The 17,519-nt window shown below is 73.7% G+C and carries 15 protein-coding genes and 1 pseudogene; 6 read left to right on the top strand and 10 right to left on the bottom strand.

Going from position 1 to position 17,519, the window contains the following annotated elements; all coding sequences use genetic code 11:
- Nucleotides 1-319 precede the first annotated feature (319 nt).
- The 5 genes and pseudogenes from scpB to GJV82_RS12125 all read right to left on the bottom strand — a co-directional run.
- Nucleotides 320-886, bottom strand: a pseudogene (gene scpB, locus GJV82_RS12145) (SMC-Scp complex subunit ScpB); the annotation flags it as partial.
- Nucleotides 887-966: 80 nt separating this feature from the next.
- Entirely contained in the window at nt 967-1,893 is a 927-nt protein-coding gene (locus tag GJV82_RS12140) for a segregation and condensation protein A (RefSeq protein WP_318657581.1), read from the bottom strand.
- Nucleotides 1,877-2,872 carry a ParA family protein gene (locus tag GJV82_RS12135; protein ID WP_318657580.1) on the bottom strand — a complete coding sequence of 332 codons (996 nt, stop codon included), beginning with the start codon at nt 2,870-2,872 and terminating at the stop codon, nt 1,877-1,879. The genes GJV82_RS12140 and GJV82_RS12135 overlap by 17 nt, the downstream gene beginning before the upstream one ends.
- 184 nt (nt 2,873-3,056) lie before the next feature.
- On the bottom strand, nt 3,057-4,010 hold the full coding sequence (gene xerD, locus GJV82_RS12130) for a site-specific tyrosine recombinase XerD (protein ID WP_155099407.1): 954 nt from the start codon (nt 4,008-4,010) through the stop codon (nt 3,057-3,059).
- 30 nt (nt 4,011-4,040) lie between these two features.
- Nucleotides 4,041-5,003 (bottom strand): heme o synthase, encoded by a 963-nt coding sequence (locus tag GJV82_RS12125; RefSeq protein WP_081772283.1) that lies wholly within the window; start codon nt 5,001-5,003, stop codon nt 4,041-4,043.
- 403 nt (nt 5,004-5,406) lie between these two features.
- On the opposite strand from GJV82_RS12125, the gene tkt reads away from it, so the two are divergent.
- The 6 genes from tkt (at nt 5,407) to GJV82_RS12095 (ending at nt 13,029) form a co-directional block, all read left to right on the top strand.
- The gene (gene tkt / locus GJV82_RS12120; protein WP_162288807.1) at nt 5,407-7,569 is read left to right on the top strand and encodes a transketolase; all 2,163 of its coding nucleotides are present in this window, start codon (nt 5,407-5,409) and stop codon (nt 7,567-7,569) included.
- A 115-nt stretch (nt 7,570-7,684) separates the two neighbouring features.
- On the top strand, nt 7,685-8,824 hold the full coding sequence (tal, locus tag GJV82_RS12115; protein WP_155099406.1) for a transaldolase: 1,140 nt from the start codon (nt 7,685-7,687) through the stop codon (nt 8,822-8,824).
- Nucleotides 8,825-8,968: 144 nt separating this feature from the next.
- Nucleotides 8,969-10,510: a glucose-6-phosphate dehydrogenase gene (gene zwf, locus GJV82_RS12110; protein ID WP_318657579.1), complete on the top strand. Its 1,542-nt coding sequence runs from the start codon at nt 8,969-8,971 to the stop codon at nt 10,508-10,510.
- A 109-nt stretch (nt 10,511-10,619) separates the two neighbouring features.
- A complete protein-coding gene (gene opcA, locus GJV82_RS12105) occupies nt 10,620-11,537 on the top strand; it encodes a glucose-6-phosphate dehydrogenase assembly protein OpcA (protein ID WP_155099405.1) in 918 nt (305 codons plus the stop codon).
- Nucleotides 11,534-12,325 (top strand): 6-phosphogluconolactonase, encoded by a 792-nt coding sequence (gene pgl / locus GJV82_RS12100; RefSeq protein WP_024840236.1) that lies wholly within the window; start codon nt 11,534-11,536, stop codon nt 12,323-12,325. The genes opcA and pgl overlap by 4 nt, the downstream gene beginning before the upstream one ends.
- Nucleotides 12,322-13,029, top strand: a complete 708-nt coding sequence (locus GJV82_RS12095) for an O-methyltransferase (RefSeq protein ID WP_155099404.1) — start codon at nt 12,322-12,324, stop codon at nt 13,027-13,029. Before pgl ends, GJV82_RS12095 begins: the two co-directional genes overlap by 4 nt.
- A 97-nt stretch (nt 13,030-13,126) precedes the next feature.
- Here GJV82_RS12095 and GJV82_RS12090 read toward each other — a convergent pair whose 3' ends face one another.
- From GJV82_RS12090 to gap, 5 genes are all read right to left on the bottom strand, one after another.
- The gene (locus tag GJV82_RS12090) at nt 13,127-13,474 is read right to left on the bottom strand and encodes an RNA polymerase-binding protein RbpA (protein ID WP_024840234.1); all 348 of its coding nucleotides are present in this window, start codon (nt 13,472-13,474) and stop codon (nt 13,127-13,129) included.
- 118 nt (nt 13,475-13,592) lie between these two features.
- Nucleotides 13,593-13,835 (bottom strand): preprotein translocase subunit SecG, encoded by a 243-nt coding sequence (gene secG, locus GJV82_RS12085; RefSeq protein WP_024840233.1) that lies wholly within the window; start codon nt 13,833-13,835, stop codon nt 13,593-13,595.
- Between the two features lie 207 nt (nt 13,836-14,042).
- A complete protein-coding gene (tpiA, locus tag GJV82_RS12080; protein ID WP_318657578.1) occupies nt 14,043-14,840 on the bottom strand; it encodes a triose-phosphate isomerase in 798 nt (265 codons plus the stop codon).
- A 74-nt stretch (nt 14,841-14,914) separates the two neighbouring features.
- Nucleotides 14,915-16,114, bottom strand: a complete 1,200-nt coding sequence (locus tag GJV82_RS12075) for a phosphoglycerate kinase (protein WP_024840231.1) — start codon at nt 16,112-16,114, stop codon at nt 14,915-14,917.
- A 156-nt stretch (nt 16,115-16,270) separates the two neighbouring features.
- Nucleotides 16,271-17,275, bottom strand: coding sequence for a type I glyceraldehyde-3-phosphate dehydrogenase (gene gap / locus GJV82_RS12070; RefSeq protein ID WP_024840230.1), 1,005 nt, complete (start codon nt 17,273-17,275; stop codon nt 16,271-16,273).
- Between the last annotated feature and the right edge of the window lie 244 nt (nt 17,276-17,519).

Here is a 17,519-nt window from a genome sequence, read left to right as displayed (position 1 = left end):
GCCCCACGGCCCGCGGAACCGCCCGCTGCGCCGGAGCCACCGCGGCCTGCGCCCCCGCCACGGGGCCCGCCGCGACGCGCGTCGCCCGACCCGTCCCGCGGGGCGCGCCCGCGCCCCCCGTCACCAGGCTGGCGTCCGTCTCTCGAGCTCATGCGTGTCCTTCGTCCGTCGGTTCGTGCGTGGCGTCGGACGCCACGTCGTGCAGCAGCGGGGCCAGCGCCGGTGCGCCGCCCTCGTCGTCGGCCGCGTCCTGGGAGGTGCCCGTCGGGGGCGCGGCGGGGCCGTCCCGGCGCACGGGTGCGCGCAGGTCGGCGAGCCCGTCCAGGCCCTCGAGGTCGTCCATGTCCGGCAGGTGCGGCGCGAGCGGGGGCAGCTCGTCGAGCGACGTGAAGCCCATGCGCTCGAGGAAGTAGCCCGTGGTGCCGAACAGGCCGGCGCCGGTGTGCGGGTCCTGACCGACCTCGGCCACGAGCCCGCGCGCCACGAGAGTGCGCACCACGCCGTCCACGTTGACCCCTCGCACCGCCGACACCTGGCCGCGGCTGACCGGTTGACGGTACGCGATGACGGCCAGAGTCTCCAACGCCGCCTGCGTGAGCCGCGCCGTCTGGCCGCCCTGGACGAACCGCCCGACGAGCTCGGCGTGCGCGGGCGCGGAGTACACGCGCCACCCGCCGCCCGCCTCGCGCAGCTCGAACCCGCGGGGACGGCCGCCGTCGTCGCCCCGGTACTCCGCGGCGAGGTCGTGCAGCGCATCGAGCACCGCGTCGACCGGGACGGCGAGGGCCGCGGCGAGCTCGACCGCCGGGACGGGCTCGTCCGCGACCATGAGCACGGCCTCGAGCGCGGACGGCAGGCCGCCCGGCAGGTCGTGCACGTCGGGCACGGCGGCCTCGGGGCTCGCGCCGGGCTCGGCACCGCCCGGCCCGGCGAGGGTCGGGGCGCCGGTCGGGGCGTCGGGCTGCGTCACGCGGGGACCTCCTGGTCGGTGGGCTCGAGGGCGCCCGGCGCGACGTCGGCGCCCTCGTCGAACTCGGTGCCGACGTCCGCGAGCGCCGGCTCGGGCGCGTCGTCGTCGCCCGACCACCGCACCGTGAGCTCGCCGAGCGGCGCCACCTGGTCGAACGCGACGAGCGCCTGGCGGAACAGCTCGAGCAGCGCGAGGAAGCGCGCGACGACCACCGCGGTCTCCCCCGCGTCCGCGACGAGGGCGCGGAACGTCGTCGTACCGTGGCTGCGCACGCGGTCGACGACGATGCCCGCCTGCTCGCGCACGCTCACCGCGGGCGCGTGCAGGTGGTCGAGCGAGACGCCGGGCGGGGGCGCCTTCGGGGCGAGCGCGCGTGCGGCGAGCGCCGCGAGCTGGTCGGGACCCATGGTCCACACGAGCTCGGGCAGCAGCGCGGCGAGGTGCGGCTCGAGCTGCACGACGCGCGGGAAGCGGCGCCCCGCGCTCTCGAACCGCTCCGCGAGGACGCCCGAGACGTCCTTGTACGCGCGGTACTGGAGCAGCCGGGCGAACAGCAGGTCGCGCGCCTCCAGCAGCGCGAGGTCCTCGTCGTCCTCGACGCTGCCCGTGGGCAGCAGGCGCGCGGCCTTGAGGTCGAGGAGCGTCGCGGCGACGACGAGGAACTCGCTCGCCGTCCCGAGGTCCCACCCGGGGTGGTCCTCCCCCGCGGCCCGCGCCGCGGCTGCGGCGCGCTCCGCCTCGCGGATGTACGCGATGAAGTCGTCCGTCACGCGCGCGAGCGCGACCTCGGTGATGTCGAGCTTGTGCTTGGTGATGAGCGACAGCAGCAGGTCGAACGGGCCGCTGAAGTTGTCGAGCCGGACCTCGAACCCGGTCCGCGCGGGCGGCTCCGTGGGTGGCGGCGGCTCAGGCGGCGTCGCCACGGGCGACCAGCTCCCGCGCGAGCTGCCGGTACGCGACGGCGCCGGGGTGGGTCGGCGCGTAGACGGTGATGGGCTCGGCCGCGACGGACGCGTCCGGGAACTTCACGGTGCGCCCGATCACGGTCTGCAGCAGCTTGTCGCCGAACGCCTCGTGCACGCGCGCCACGACCTCGCGCGAGTGGAGCGTGCGCGAGTCGAACATCGTCGCGAGGATGCCGTCGACGTCGAGGCGCGGGTTGAGCCGGTCGCGCACCTTCTCGATCGTCTCGACGAGCAGCGCGACGCCGCGCAGCGCGAAGAACTCGCACTCGAGCGGGATGAGCACGCCGTGCGCGGCGGTCAGGGCGTTGACCGTGAGCAGGCCGAGCGACGGCTGGCAGTCGACGAGGATCACGTCGTAGTCGTCGACGACGGGACGCAGCACGCGCGACAGCACGGACTCGCGCGCGACCTCGCCGACGAGCTGGACCTCCGCCGCCGACAGGTCGATGTTGGCCGGCAGCAGGTCGAGGTTCTCCACGTCCGTGGGGACGAGGACGTCGTGGATGTCCGCCCCGCGCTCCATGAGCAGGTTGTAGACCGTGCGGTCGAGCTCGTGCGGGTTGACGCCGAGACCGACGGACGCCGCCCCCTGCGGGTCGAAGTCGACGAGCAGCACCTTGCGGCCGTACTCGGCGAGCGCGGCGCCGAGGTTGATCGTCGTCGTCGTCTTGCCGACGCCGCCCTTCTGGTTGCACATCGCGATGATGCGGCCCGGGCCGTGCACCACGAGCGGCGCGGGGTCGGGGAACTCGGGCAGCGGGCGGCCGACGACGTCCACGCGAGCCGGCGCGGCCTCGTGGCTCGCGCCGTTCGACGCGCTCCCGGGGGTCGCGCCGTCGCCCGGTCGGGGCGTCTCGGGGACGAGGGGACGGACGGCGTCGCCGTGCGAGCTGGGCGCGCCGCGCATCTCGGGCTGGGTCTCGGCCTGGCTGCTCACGTCCGCCACGGTATCGCAGGACCTCGTCGCCGCTCGTGCGCACGCGCCCGCGCGCCGCGTTCCCGCCCGGAGCCCTCCGGGTCGCCGTCAGGTCGCCGTCGGGCATGCGGCCGAGCTCCGTCGTCGCCCGCGACGGCGGCTCGCGACGGCTGCGGCCCGCGACGGCTGCGGCCGACCGCCGTCGTCAGCCCAGCGCGCGGGGGTGCGCGGCCGCGTAGACCTCGCGCAGGGTGTCCGGCGTGACGAGCGTGTAGATCTGAGTCGTCGTGACCGAGGCGTGGCCCAGCAGCTCCTGGACCACGCGCACGTCCGCCCCGCCCGCGAGCAGGTGCGTCGCGAACGAGTGCCGCAGCGTGTGCGGTGAGATCCGCTCCGGGTGCTCGATCCCCGCGCGCTCCGCCGCGGTGCGCAGCACCGCCCACGCGCTCTGCCGGGACAGCCGGGCCCCGCGCGTGTTGAGGAACACGGCGGGCGTGCCGCGGCCCTGCGCCGCGAGCCCGGGACGCCCGCGCACGAGGTAGGCGTCGAGCGCGCGGCGCGCGAACGACCCGACCGGCACGACGCGCTCCTTGCTGCCCTTGCCGAGCAGACGGACGGCACCGCCCTCGAGGTCGAGGTCGTCGACGTCGAGGCTCACGGCCTCGCTGATGCGCGCGCCGGTCGAGTACACGAGCTCGAGGAGCGCGCGGTCGCGCAGGGGCGCGGGACCGTCGCCGAGCCCGGCGGCGTCGAGGATGCGCGCGACCTCGTCCGTGGAGATCGCCTTCGGCAGGCGCCGGCCCTGGGCCGGGGGGCGCACGTCGGCCGAGACGTCGCCGTCGGCGAGGCCCTCGGCCGCGCAGAAGCGGTGCCAGCCGCGCACGGCGGCGACCGAGCGCGCGGTGGACGACGGCGACAGGCTCGCCCCGCCGTCGGCGCCCGTGCGCAGCGCGGCGACGTAGTCGGCGACGTCGTCCGGCTCGACGTCGCGCACGGCGTGGTTCCCGCGCGACGCGAGGAACGCGACGTAGCGCGCGAGGTCGCGACGGTAGGCCGCGACCGTGTTGGCGGACAGCCCGCGCTCGACCGCGAGGTGCGCGAGGTACTCGCGCGCGGCGCGGTCCAGCGCCTCGGGCACGTGCGCCTCGCCGCCGCTCATCGCCTCACTGCCCTCCCGGCACCACGGGGCTCACAGGGGCAGGAAGACGTCGACCGCCACGGCGACGAACAGCAGCGTGAGGTACGTGATCGACGCGTGGAAGACCTTCATCTCCCCCACCTTGCCGCCGTTGCCGTCCGCCTTGACGCGCGCGCGGCGCAGCATCGTCAGGCACGACGCGAGGAACCACGCGCCCAGCGCCGTCGCGACGACGCCGTACACCCACGTCATCTGGGCGAGCGGCCACAGCGCGAGCGACGACGCGATCATCGCGACGCTGTACACGACCATCTCGACCGCCACCCGGCGGTCGTCGGCGACGACGGGCAGCATCGGCACGCCCGCGTTGGCGTAGTCGCGCTTGAACTTCATCGACAGCGGCCAGTAGTGCGGCGGCGTCCAGAAGAAGATGACGAGGAACAGGGCGAGCGCCGCCCAGCTCAGGGAGCCCGTGACCGCCGACCAGCCGATGAGCACCGGCATGCAGCCCGCGATGCCGCCCCACACGATGTTCTGCGGCGTGCGGCGCTTGAGGATCATCGTGTAGCCGACGACGTAGATCGCGATCGCGGCGAACGTCAGCCACGCCGACACGACGTTGACGAGCAGCGCGAACCACACGAGGGACACGACGCCGAGGACGGTCGCGAACACGAGCGCGGCCCGCGGCGACACCTCGCCCGTGACGAGCGGGCGCCGCTTGGTGCGGTTCATGACCTGGTCGATGTCGCGGTCGAGGTAGCAGTTGTAGACGTTGGCCGACGCGGCGGCGAGCGTCCCGCCCACGAGCGTCGCGAGGATGAGCCCGAGGCCCGGCAGCCCGCCCTGCGCCAGGATCATCGTCGGCACCGTCGTGACGAGCAGGAGCTCGATGATGCGCGGCTTGGTCAGGGCGACGTAGGCACCCACCCGCTCGCGCAGGGCGACGGTCGCGCGCGCGGCCTCACGCGCGGGCGCGGCGCCGGTCGCGGGGGCGTCCTGGGGGGTCGGCACGGCGCTCGACGGGCTTCCGGTCCCGTCGATCGGTGCCTGGCTCGTGGTGTGCACGCGCTTCGGTGTTCCGTTCTGAGGTGGGGGCGAGCTGGGACGGACCGCCGGTCGTCCTCGCTCATCGTACGTCCCCACCTGCGCCGGGGCCGACCCGACCGGCCGGGCGATTGTGTGACATCCGACCGAAATCCAGCACGTGGGCACCCCCCGGGCGAGAACGGCGACCCCGTATAGGCTGGGTGTGCAGCCGTCCCCGCGTCGTTCCGCCTGTCGTGCCGTTGGGCGCCGGGCGACGCGACCGGCCCCGGCCCGACGCCGCTGCGGCGCGAGCCCGGGAATAGTTCAACGGTTGCTTCGAGTTGTCGCGAGGATCCGGGGCGCGCGCTCCGGACGGGAATGAGGTTCGGTGAACGCGTTGTCCCCTGCTCACACGCCCCTGGACTGGACGGACCTGGACGACCGGGCCGTCAAGACGATCAAGGCGCTCGCCGCCGACGCCGTGGAGAAGGTGGGCAACGGCCACCCGGGCACCGCGATCTCGCTGGCGCCGGCCGCCTACCTGCTGTTCCAGAAGGTCATGCGCCACGACCCGTCGGACGACCAGTGGGTCGGCCGCGACCGGTTCGTGCTCTCCGCGGGTCACTCGTCGCTGACGATCTACCTCCAGCTCTTCCTGGCCGGGTACGGCCTGGAGATGGAGGACATCGCGGCGCTGCGCACCTGGGGCTCCAAGACCCCGGGCCACCCCGAGTACAAGCACACCCGCGGCGTCGAGATCACGACCGGCCCGCTCGGCCAGGGCCTCGCGTCCGCGGTCGGCATGGCCTTCGCGGCCCGCCGCGAGCGCGGCCTGCTCGACCCGTCGACCGCCCCGGGCGAGTCGCCGTTCGACCACCACGTCTTCGTCATCGCGTCCGACGGCGACCTGCAGGAGGGCGTGACGAGCGAGGCGTCCTCGCTCGCCGGCCACCAGCAGCTCGGCAACCTCGTCGTCATCTGGGACGACAACAAGATCTCCATCGAGGACGACACGGACATCGCGTTCACCGAGGACGTCCTCGCGCGCTACGCGGCGTACGGCTGGCACACCCAGCGGGTCGACTGGACGAACGGCGGCACCGGGTACGCCGAGGACGTCGACGCGCTGCACGCCGCCGTCGAGGCCGCCAAGGCCGAGACCGGCAAGCCGTCGATCATCGCCCTGCGCACGATCATCGGCTACCCGTCGCCCACCAAGCAGAACACGGGCGGCATCCACGGCTCCGCGATGGGCGCCGAGGAGATCCGCGGCCTGAAGATCGAGCTCGGTCTCGACCCCGACGCGACCTTCGCGATCGACGACGACGTGCTCGCGTACACGCGCGCCGTCGGCGAGCGCCAGGGCGTGGCCCGCGCCGCGTGGGACACCGCGTTCGAGGCGTGGAGGACCGCCAACCCGTCCGGCGCCGAGCTCCTCTCGCGCCTCGAGAAGCGCGAGCTCCCCGCGGGCTGGGAGGACGCCCTCCCCACGTTCGAGCCGGGCAAGGCCGTCGCGACCCGCTCCGCGTCCGGCAAGGTGCTCACGGCCCTCAAGGACGTGCTGCCCGAGCTCTGGGGCGGCTCCGCCGACCTCGCGGGCTCCAACAACACGACGATGGACGGCGAGCCGTCGTTCGTGCCCGTCGAGCACGCCACGAAGAAGTTCCCCGGCCACGAGTACGGCCGCACGCTGCACTTCGGCATCCGCGAGCACGCGATGGGCGCGATCCTCAACGGGATCGTGCTGCACGGCGGCACGCGCGCCTACGGCGGCACGTTCCTGCAGTTCAGCGACTACATGCGCCCCGCGGTGCGCCTCGCGGCCCTCATGGAGATCCCGACGACGTTCGTGTGGACGCACGACTCGATCGGCCTCGGCGAGGACGGCCCGACCCACCAGCCGGTCGAGCACCTCGCGGCGCTGCGCGCCATCCCGGGTCTCGACGTCGTCCGACCGGCCGACGCCAACGAGACCGCGTGGGCCTGGCGCACGGTGCTCGAGAACACCGAGCGCCCCGCCGGCATCGTCCTCACGCGCCAGAACGTCCCGACGTTCCCGCGCGGGACCGACGGCTACGCCGACGCGTCCGGCACCGCGCGCGGCGGGTACGTGCTCCTCGACACGGAGGGCACGCCCGACGTCATCCTCATCGGCACGGGCTCCGAGGTGCAGCTCGCCGTCGAGGCGCGCGAGATCCTCGCCGCCGAGGGCGTGCAGGCGCGCGTCGTGTCCCTGCCGAGCCGCGAGTGGTTCGACGGGCAGGACGACGCATACCGCGAGTCCGTCCTGCCGTCCGGCGTCCGTGCGCGCGTGTCCGTCGAGGCGGGCGTCGCGCAGGGCTGGCGCGAGCTCGTCGGCGACGCCGGCCGCACGGTGAGCCTCGAGCACTACGGTGCGTCGGCCGACTACCAGGTGCTGTACCGCGAGTTCGGCATCACGTCCGAGGCCGTTGCGGCGGCGGCGCGCGAGTCGATCGCGGCCGCCCGTGGCGGCGACGCCCCGGGCGCCGCGGCCTCCCCGTCGGAGGGCGGCACTGGCGACCAGCTCTGACCCTTCGTAGATTCCGAGGTGGGGCCGCGTGCGGCCCCACCTCGGGACGGTCCGGGTCGGGTCGCACGGCCCGGGCAGCACGTCCGCAGCGAGAGCACCACCGAGAGGAAGTCCGATGACGCAGTCCACCGCGGTCCCCGGCCCCATCGAGCAGCTCACGGGAGCGGGCGTGTCGATCTGGCTCGACGACCTCTCCCGAGAACGGCTGCGCTCGGGCAACCTCGCCGAGCTCGTCGCGACGCGCGGCGTCGTCGGCGTCACGACGAACCCCACGATCTTCGCCGCGGCCGTCGCGAAGGGCGACGCGTACGACGCGCAGCTCGCCGACCTCGCGGCCGCGGGCACCGACGACGCGGCCGTCGAGGCCGCCGTCGAGAGCATCACGACGGACGACGTGCGGGCCGCCGCCGACCTCCTGCGCCCCGTGTACGACGCCACGGACGGCGTCGACGGGCGCGTGTCGATCGAGGTGGACCCGCGCCTCGCGCACGACGCGGACGCGACCGTGGAGACCGCCGAGCGCCTGTGGCGCACGATCGACCGGCCCAACGTCTTCATCAAGATCCCCGCGACCGTCGAGGGCCTCGACGCGATCACGCGCACCCTCGCGCAGGGCATCAGCGTCAACGTCACGCTCATCTTCTCGCTCGCGCGCTACCGCGCGGTCATGGACGCCTTCGCCGCCGGCCTGGAGCAGGCCCGCGCGGCCGGGACCGACCTCGCGCCGATCGGCTCCGTCGCGTCGTTCTTCGTCTCGCGCGTCGACACCGCGGTGGACGCGGCGCTGGAGAAGGTCGGCACGCCGGAGGCGCTCGACCTGCGCGGCCAGGCCGCGGTCGCCAACGCCCGGCTCGCGTTCGAGGCGTACGAGGAGTTCCGCCAGACCGACCGGTGGCGCTCGCTCGCCGCCGCCGGCGCGCACCCGCAGCGGCCTTTGTGGGCGTCCACGGGCGTGAAGAACCCGGAGTACCGCGACACCCTCTACGTCGACGAGCTCGTCACGGACGGCGTCGTGAACACCATGCCCGAGTCGACGCTCCAGGCGTTCGCGGACCACGGCGTCGTGACGGGCGACACCGTCACGGGCACCGCCGCCGCGTCCCGCCGCACGATCGAGACCGTCGAGTCGTTCGGCGTGTCGCTCGTCGAGGTCACCGACCGCCTCGAGGCCGAGGGCGTGCGCAAGTTCGAGGACAGCTGGACCGAGCTCCTCGCCACGACGCGCGACAACCTCCGCCGCCTCGCCTCCTCCTGACCTCCGGTGCGCGGCCGGCGTCCCGGCCGCGCGTCCGACCTGCGGGAACGGCGGCGCACCCCGTGGCGACGCCCCTATGATCCGCAGACGCCCCAGTCCTTCTGCAGTCCTCCGACCCCTCCCCGAACGGAACGGTGCCACCAGGTGAGACCGGCCAAGATCACGCCAGAGCACAACCCTCTGCGCGACCCCCTCGACCTGCGCCTGCCCCGGATCGCGGGCCCGTGCGGGCTCGTCATCTTCGGCGTCACGGGCGACCTCGCCCGCAAGAAGCTCATGCCCGCGGTCTACGACCTCGCCAACCGCGGCCTGCTGCCGCCGGGCTTCGCGCTCACGGGCTTCGCGCGCCGCGACTGGGAGGACCAGGACTTCGCGCAGGTCGTGCACGACGCCGTCAAGGAGCACGCGCGCACGCCGTTCCGCGAGGCGACGTGGCGCCAGCTCTCCGAGGGCATCCGGTTCGTCCAGGGCTCGTTCGACGACGACGAGGCGTTCGAGCGCCTGCGCGAGACGGTCGAGACGCTCGACGCCGAGCGCGGCACGGGCGGCAACCACGCGTTCTACCTCTCGGTCCCGCCGAGCGCGTTCCCCGTCGTGTGCCGCCAGCTCGCCGAGTCGGGGCTGTCCCGCTCGGCGGAGGACGCGTGGCGGCGCGTGGTCATCGAGAAGCCGTTCGGCCACGACCTCGCGAGCGCGCGCGAGCTCGACGCCGTCGTGTCGGAGGTCTTCCCGCCCGACTCGGTCTTCCGCATCGACCACTACCTCGGCAAGGAGACGGTCCAGAACCTCCTCGCCCTGCGCTTCGCGAACCAGATGTTCGAGCCCATCTGGAACGCGAACTACGTCGACCACGTGCAGATCACGATGGCCGAGGACATCGGCATCGGGGGCCGCGCCGGCTACTACGACGGCATCGGCGCCGCGCGCGACGTCATCCAGAACCACCTGCTCCAGCTCCTCGCGCTCGTCGCGATGGAGGAGCCCGTGTCGTTCGACGCGCCGTCGCTGCGCGCCGAGAAGATCAAGGCGCTCTCCGCCGTCCGGCTCCCCCACGAGCTGTCGCGGCACACCGCGCGCGGGCAGTACGCCGCGGGCTGGCAGGGCGGCGAGGAGGTCATCGGCTTCCTCGACGAGGACGGCATCCCCGCGGACTCGAGGACCGAGACGTACGCGGCGATCCGCGTGGACATCGACAACCGCCGCTGGGCGGGCGTGCCGTTCTACCTGCGCACGGGCAAGCGCCTCGGGCGTCGCGTCACCGAGGTCGCGGTCGTGTTCAAGAAGGCTCCGCACCTGCCGTTCGAGACGTCGCAGGCGTCCGACCTCGGCAACAACGCGCTCGTCATCCGCGTCCAGCCCGACGAGGGCGTGACGATGCGCTTCGGCGCCAAGGTCCCGGGCACCGCGATGGAGGTCCGCGACGTCACGATGGACTTCGGGTACGGGCACGCGTTCACGGAGTCCTCCCCGGAGGCGTACGAGCGGCTCATCCTCGACGTGCTCCTCGGCGACCCGCCGCTGTTCCCCACCCGCGAGGAGGTCGAGCTCTCCTGGAAGATCCTCGACCCCATCACGGCGCACTGGGAGGCGAAGGGCGCGCCCGAGCCGTACCGCTCCGGCACGTGGGGACCGGAGTCCGCCGACGCGATGCTCGCGCGCGACGGCCGCTCGTGGCGGCGCCCGTGACCGCTCTCGGGGCGCCGCCCTCGCGGAGCGCGGCGCTCCTGCCCGACACCCCCCGACCCCGTCGTGCGCGCCGGCGCGGCACGACCCTCCGACCGGCGAGGACCCCGCGATGATCATCGACATGCCCGACACGACGACGAACGCGGTGAACAAGCGCCTCGTGCGCCTGCGCGACGAGGGCGGCGCGATCGCGCTCGGCCGCGTCCTGACGCTCGTCGTCATCGCCCGCGAGTCCGACGTCGAGACCTCGATCGAGGCGGCGAACGACGCGAGCCGCGAGCACCCGTGCCGCGTCATCGTCGTCGCACCGTCCGGGCGGAGCACGACCCCGCACCTCGACGCCCAGATCCGCGTCGGCGGCGACGCCGGCGCGTCCGAGGTCGTCGTGCTGCGCACGGCGGGCCCGCTGCTCGAGCACGCCGACACGCTCGTCATGCCCCTGCTGCTGCCCGACGCCCCGATCGTCGTGTGGTGGCCGGGGCAGCCGCCCGCGTCGCCCGACGACGACCCGGTCGGCGTGATGGCGCAGCGGCGCATCACGGACTCCATCACCGCCAAGGACCCCGAGGCGACGCTCGCGCAGCTCGCGACGACGTACGGCCCGGGCGACTCGGACCTCGCGTGGGCGCGCGTCACGCTGTGGCGCGGCCTCATCGCCGCCGCGCTCGACCAGCCGCCGTACGAGCCGGTGACGAGCGTCGTCGTCGAGGGCCAGGCGAAGCACACGTCGCTCGACCTGCTCGCCGCGTGGCTCGGGTCGCGGCTGCGGTGCCCGGCGCAGGTCGTGCGACGGCGTGGCGCCGAGGCGATCACGCGCGTCACGCTCGAGCGCAAGAGCGGCCCGATCGTCCTCGACCGCCCCGACGGCCGCATCGTGACGATCAGCCAGCCCGGCAAGCCCGACCGCCGCGTCGCCCTCCCCATCCGCACCCTGAGCGAGGCCCTCATCGAGGAGCTGCGCCGCCTCGACCCGGACGAGATCTACGGCGAGGTGCTCACCAAGGGCCTGCAGAAGGTGGGCGCATGAGCGCCACGCAGCCCGAGGCCCACGCCGCCCACGCGCGCCTCGTCGTCGTGCACCCCGACGCGGGGGTCCTCGCCGAGGCGGTCGCGTCGCGCCTCGTGACGCGGCTCCTCGACGTGCAGTCGGTGCGCCGCCCGGTGCACGTCGTGCTCACGGGCGGCACCGTCGGCATCGCGAGCCTCGCCGCGCTGGCTCGCCACCCCGCGCGCGACGCGGTCGACTGGACCGGCGTGCACCTGTGGTGGGGCGACGAGCGGTTCCTCGCGTCGGGCGACGGCGAGCGCAACGAGACCCAGGCGCGCGACGCGCTGCTCGACCACCTGCCGCAGCTCCCGGCCGAGAACGTGCACCCGATGCCGTCGGCCGACGCCGCGGCCACGCCCGAGGAGTCCGCCGCGGCGTACGCCGCGACGCTCGCCGAGCACGCGCCCGCCGGCGCCGCCGTGCCCGAGTTCGACGTCCTCCTGCTCGGCATGGGGCCGGACGGCCACGTCGCGTCGCTCTTTCCCGGGCACCCCGGCCTCGACGTGCAGGGCGTGCCGACCGCGGGCGTCCACGGCTCCCCCAAGCCGCCGCCCGAGCGCGTGACGCTGACGTTCGAGGCGATCGCCCGGGCACGGCAGGTCTGGGTCGTCGCGGCCGGCGCCGAGAAGGCGCCCGCCGTCGCCGCCGCGCTCGGCGGAGCACCGGCCCGCGAGACGCCCGCCGCGGCGGTCGCCGGCACCGAGCGCACCCTGTGGCTCGTCGACGTGGCGGCCGCGGGCGACCGCGCGGAGGCTGATCCCGCATGACGACCGGCGCGCCCGACGACCTCGCCGGCCCGACCGACCCCGCAGCGACGTGGGACGCGGTCGACGCCTACTTCGGCCCGCTCGTGGGCGAGGACGACGTGCTCGCCGCCGCGTCGGAGCGCGCACGGGCGGCCGGTCTCCCCGAGATCCAGGTCTCGGCCGCGCAGGGCCGTCTCCTGCAGCTCCTCGCGCTCGCCACGGGCGCGCGACGCGTCCTGGAGGTCGGCACGCTCGGCGGGTACTCGACGATCTGGCTCGCCCGCGCGCTCCCGCCGGACGGCGGCACCCTCGTCACGTGCGAGATCGACCCGGCGCACGCGGCCGTGGCACGCGAGTCGCTCGCCGCGGCCGGGCTCTCCGCGGTCGTGGACGTCGTCGTGGGTCCCGCGGCGGACACGCTGCGCCGGCTCGTCGACGAGGGCACGGAGCCGTTCGACCTCGTGTTCGTGGACGCGGACAAGCCGTCGAACCCCGTGTACCTCGACCTCGCGGTCCGGCTCTCGCGGCCCGGCACGCTCGTCGTCGTGGACAACACCGTCCGCGGCGGGGCGGTCGCGGACCCGCGGAGCACCGACCCCAACGTCCTCGGGGTCCGGGAGATGGTCGCGCGCATCGTCGACGACCCGCGCCTCGACGCCACGGCCGTGCAGACCGTCGGCTCCAAGGGCTACGACGGGTTCGTCCTCGCGCGCGTGCGCGGCTGAGCCGCGACGGAACAGCGCGAGTCACGCCTTCCGGGTGCGGCGCGCCCCGGGACTGCCCTCGCCGGTGAGCGGCGGCCCCGTCGTCGGTGAGGGGCGGTCAGACGCCGCGACGGGCGCGCAGCGCGGCGAGCGCCTCGTCGAGGATGGCCACGCCGTCCTCGTCGCTGCGGCGCTCCTTCACGTACGCGAGGTGCGTCTTGTACGGCTCGTTGCGCAGCGGCGTCGGCGGGTTCTCGCGGTCCTGGCCGGCCGGGAAGCCGCACCGCGGGCAGTCCCAGGTCTCCGGAGCCTCGATGTCCGCCTCCGAGGAGAAGCTCGGCCGCGTCTCGTGACCGTTCGCGCACCAGTAGGACACCCAGAAGCGCGGCGCGATCTCGCCGCGCTCGGACTCCCCGAGCGGTCCCGCCCCGACGCGCGACCCGCGGATCGCGTTACCACCTGCCACGTGCTCTCCCCCGTCCGTGCCGTCGTCGGCACTCGCTCTGCCCGTACCGCGCTGGGTCGCGCGGCTGCCCCCCTGCGACTTCCTCGAGCCCTCCCGACGCCCCGTCAGGGCGTGCGGGTCAGCTCACCTTCTGGAGAAGACCCAGGAGCACGATGACGACCGCCCAGACGAGGGCGAAGGCCACGGTGATCCGGTTGAGGTTGCGCTCGGCGACGCCGGAGCTGCCCACCGAGCTCGAGATCCCGCCGCCGAACATGTCGGACAGACCGCCGCCCTTCCCCTTGTGCATGAGCACGAGCAGGGTGAGGAAGGCGCTGGTCAGCACCAGCAGGATCTGGAGGATGATGCGCAGCACGTCCACGAGTACGTCCTTGAGGCTCAGGGCCGGCCCGACCGATGTCGAGCGCGACCGCACGGTTGTGGTGAGCGGGCGTGACCCGCTGCACAGGGGACAAGAGTAGGCGACGCGAGGCCGCCGCGGCCAACCCCGGCCGCCGGCGTCTCACGTCCGGCCCCGACGGCCCCGGGATCTGCTCCCCGGAGCCGTCGGGCGACGCGTCCGCGGAGGTCAGGCCCCGGTCGCGTGCGACTGGTAGCGCGCGATGCGGGCGAACTCCTCCGGGTCGAGGCTCGCGCCGCCGACGAGCGCGCCGTCGACGTCGGGCTGCGCCATGATCGCGGCGACGTTCGAGGACTTCACCGAGCCGCCGTAGAGGATGCGGGTCGCGTTCGCGAGGTCCGCGTCGTAGAGGTCGCCCAGGGCGCCGCGGATCGCGCCGCAGACCTCCTGCGCGTCCTCGGGCGTCGCGACCTCGCCCGTGCCGATGGCCCACACGGGCTCGTAGGCGATGACGAGCGTCGCGAGCTGCGCGGCGGGGAGACCCGCGAGCGCGCCCTCGACCTGCGCGAGCGTGTAGGGGATCTGCTCGCCCGCCTTGCGGACGTCCAGACCCTCGCCCACGCAGACGATCGGGGCGATGCCCTGACCCACGGCGGCGACGATCTTCTCGTTGACCAGCGCGTCCGTCTCGCCGTGGTACTGGCGGCGCTCGGAGTGGCCGATCGCGACGTAGCTCGCGCCGAGCTTGGCGAGCATCGTCGCCGAGATCTCGCCGGTGTACGCGCCCTCGGCGTGCGCCGAGACGTCCTGCGCGCCGTACTTCAGCTCGAGCTTGTCCGCGTCCACGAGGGTCTGCACGGAGCGCAGGTCGGTGAACGGGGGCAGCACGGCCACCTCGACGGCCGCGTAGTCGTGCTTCGCGTCCTTGAGGGTCCACGCGAGCTTCTGCACGGTGTGGGTCGCCTGGTGGTGGTCCAGGTTCATCTTCCAGTTGCCCGCCATGAGCGGGGTGCGGGTGTTCGCCACGGTCCTTCTTCTCTCTGTGGGGCCCGCCCCGCCCCGCAGGAGCGGGGCGGAGCGGGAGGGGTACGGGAGGGGCGTCAGCCCTCGAGGACGGAGATCCCGGGCAGGTCCTTGCCCTCCAGGAACTCGAGGCTCGCGCCGCCGCCGGTCGAGATGTGGCTGAACCCGGCCTCGTCGAAGCCGAGGATGCGCACGGCCGCGGCCGAGTCGCCGCCGCCGACGATGGTGAACGCGCCGTTCGCCGTCGCGTCCACGAGGGCCTGCGCGACGGCGCGCGTGCCGCCCGAGAACGCGTCGAACTCGAACACGCCCGCCGGGCCGTTCCAGACGACGGTCTTCGCGTCCGCGATCTTGCTCGCGAAGAGCTGGGCCGACTCGGGGCCGATGTCGAGGCCGATCTTGTCCGCCGGGATGGCGTCCGCGGCGACGACCTCGTGCGGGGAGTCCGCGGCGAACGAGTCGGCGGCCACGACGTCCGTCGGCAGCACGATCTCGACGCCGTTCTTCTCGGCGTCGGCGAGGTAGCCCTTGACGGTGTCGATCTGGTCCTCCTCGAGGAGGGACTTGCCGACGCCGTAGCCCTTGGCCGCGAGGAACGTGAAGACCATGCCGCCGCCGATGAGCAGGCGGTCCGCCTTGGTGAGCAGGTTCGCGATGACGCCGAGCTTGTCGGACACCTTCGAGCCGCCGAGCACGACGACGTACGGGCGCTCCGGGTCCTCGGTCGCCTTGCGCAGCGAGTCGACCTCCTTGAGGACGAGCTCGCCGACCGCGGCGGGCAGCACCTGCGCGACGTCGTAGACCGACGCCTGCTTGCGGTGCACGACGCCGAAGCCGTCGGAGACGAACACGTCGGCGAGCTCCGCGAGGTCGTGCGCGAGCGCCTGACGCTCGGCGTCGTCCTTGGAGGTCTCGCGCGCGTCGAAGCGGATGTTCTCCAGCAGCGCGACCTCGCCCTCGCCGAGCGCGGCGACGGTCTCGCGCGCGGACTCGCCCACGACGTCCTGCGCGAGGTGCACGGGGACGCCGAGCAGCTCCCCGAGGCGCGCGGCGACGGGCGCGAGCGAGTACTTCGCGTCCGGCTCGCCCTTGGGGCGACCGAGGTGCGCGGTGACGACGACCTTCGCACCGGCGTCGGTGAGCTTCTTCAGCGTGGGCAGCGCGGCGCGGATGCGCCCGTCGTCCGTGATGGTCGTCCCGTCGAGCGGGACGTTGAAGTCGGAGCGGACCAGGACGCGCTTGCCGCGCAGGTCGCCCAGGGAGTCGATGGTCTTCATGCGGTCTCCTACGGTTCGGTCGCCGTCGTGCGGGCCCGTGCCGGGGGCCGGCCGTGCCCGCACATGAGGACGTCCGCGTGCGCGTCACCGGGCGGTGCCGGGACGCGCACGCGGACGCATGGTGCTACGCAGGGTCGGGCTGCGTCAGCGGGTGTCTCAGAGCTTGTCGCCGACGAGCTGCGTGAGCGCGACGAGGCTGTTCGAGTAGCCCCACTCGTTGTCGTACCAGGAGACGACCTTGACCTGGTCGCCGATCACCTTGGTGAGCTTCGAGTCGAAGATGCTCTGGTGCGGGTTCGTGACGATGTCGCTCGAGACGATCTCGTCGTCGACGTACTCGAGGATGCCCTTGAGCGGGCCCTCGGCGGCGGCCTTGAGCGCGGCGTTGACCTCCTCGACCGTGACCTCGCGCGAGGCGGTGAAGGTGAGGTCCGTCGCCGAGCCCGTGATGACCGGCACGCGGAGCGCGTAGCCGTCGAGCTTGCCCTTGAGCTCCGGGAGCACGAGCGACACGGCCTTGGCGGCACCCGTCGACGTCGGCACGATGTTCTGCGCGGCGGCGCGGGCGCGACGCAGGTCGCGGTGCGGGCCGTCCTGCAGGTTCTGGTCGCCCGTGTAGGCGTGGATCGTGGTCATGAGACCACGCTCGATGCCGATCGAGTCGTTGAGCGCCTTCGCCAGCGGCGCGAGGCAGTTCGTGGTGCACGACGCGTTCGAGATGATGTGGTGCGCGGCCGGGTCGTACTGGTCCGAGTTCACGCCCATGACGAACGTGGCGTCCTCGTTCTTGGCCGGGGCCGAGATGATGACCTTCTTGGCACCGGCGTCGATGTGCGCCTTGGCCTTGGTCGCGTCGGTGAAGAAGCCGGTCGACTCGATGACGATGTCGGCGCCCAGCTCGCCCCAGGGGAGGTTCGCGGGGTCGCGCTCGGCGAGGGCACGGATCTTGACGCCGTCGACGATGATGTTCTCGTCGTCGAAGTCCACGCTCTTGGGGAAGCGGCCCAGCACCGTGTCGTACTTGAGCAGGTGCGCGAGCGTCTTGTTGTCCGTGAGGTCGTTGACGCCCACGATCTCGATGTCGGCGCCCGACTCGACGATGGCGCGGTAGAAGTTCCGTCCGATACGACCGAAGCCGTTGATACCGACGCGGATGGTCACAATGCCCTCCTCAGGGCGCGCCGGTTGTCCCGACGCACACGGTTGATGCCGAACGATCACGTACGCCGTCGTACGCAGGTGGTGATGGCGTTCGTGCCCCGCTGCCCGGATCCCGGCACAGCACCCTCCGTGCCCGCGGGATCGTCACGGCGACAGCCGGGACCACCCACGCCCACGAGGGGTGTCAGCGAAGGAGCACGTCGTTGTCACCTGACGCATCCGAGCCTATACCAACACCACGCCA

It is taken from the genome of Cellulosimicrobium composti (genome assembly GCF_009711085.1).
Lineage (GTDB): Bacteria > Actinomycetota > Actinomycetes > Actinomycetales > Cellulomonadaceae > Cellulosimicrobium > Cellulosimicrobium composti.
The sequence above is the reverse complement of the archived record's forward strand: the minus strand, read 5'-3'. Positions and strand labels throughout refer to the sequence as shown.

Bases quoted from the DNA above. Each gene is read 5' to 3' on its own strand.
- xerD (WP_155099407.1), bottom strand. From the start codon at position 4,010: ATGAGCGGCGGCGAGGCGCACGTGCCCGAGGCGCTGGACCGCGCCGCG.
- tal (WP_155099406.1), top strand. From the start codon at position 7,685: ATGACGCAGTCCACCGCGGTCCCCGGCCCCATCGAGCAGCTCACGGGA.
- opcA (WP_155099405.1), top strand. From the start codon at position 10,620: ATGATCATCGACATGCCCGACACGACGACGAACGCGGTGAACAAGCGC.
- pgl (WP_024840236.1), top strand. From the start codon at position 11,534: ATGAGCGCCACGCAGCCCGAGGCCCACGCCGCCCACGCGCGCCTCGTC.
- GJV82_RS12095 (WP_155099404.1), top strand. From the start codon at position 12,322: ATGACGACCGGCGCGCCCGACGACCTCGCCGGCCCGACCGACCCCGCA.
- GJV82_RS12075 (WP_024840231.1), bottom strand. From the start codon at position 16,114: ATGAAGACCATCGACTCCCTGGGCGACCTGCGCGGCAAGCGCGTCCTG.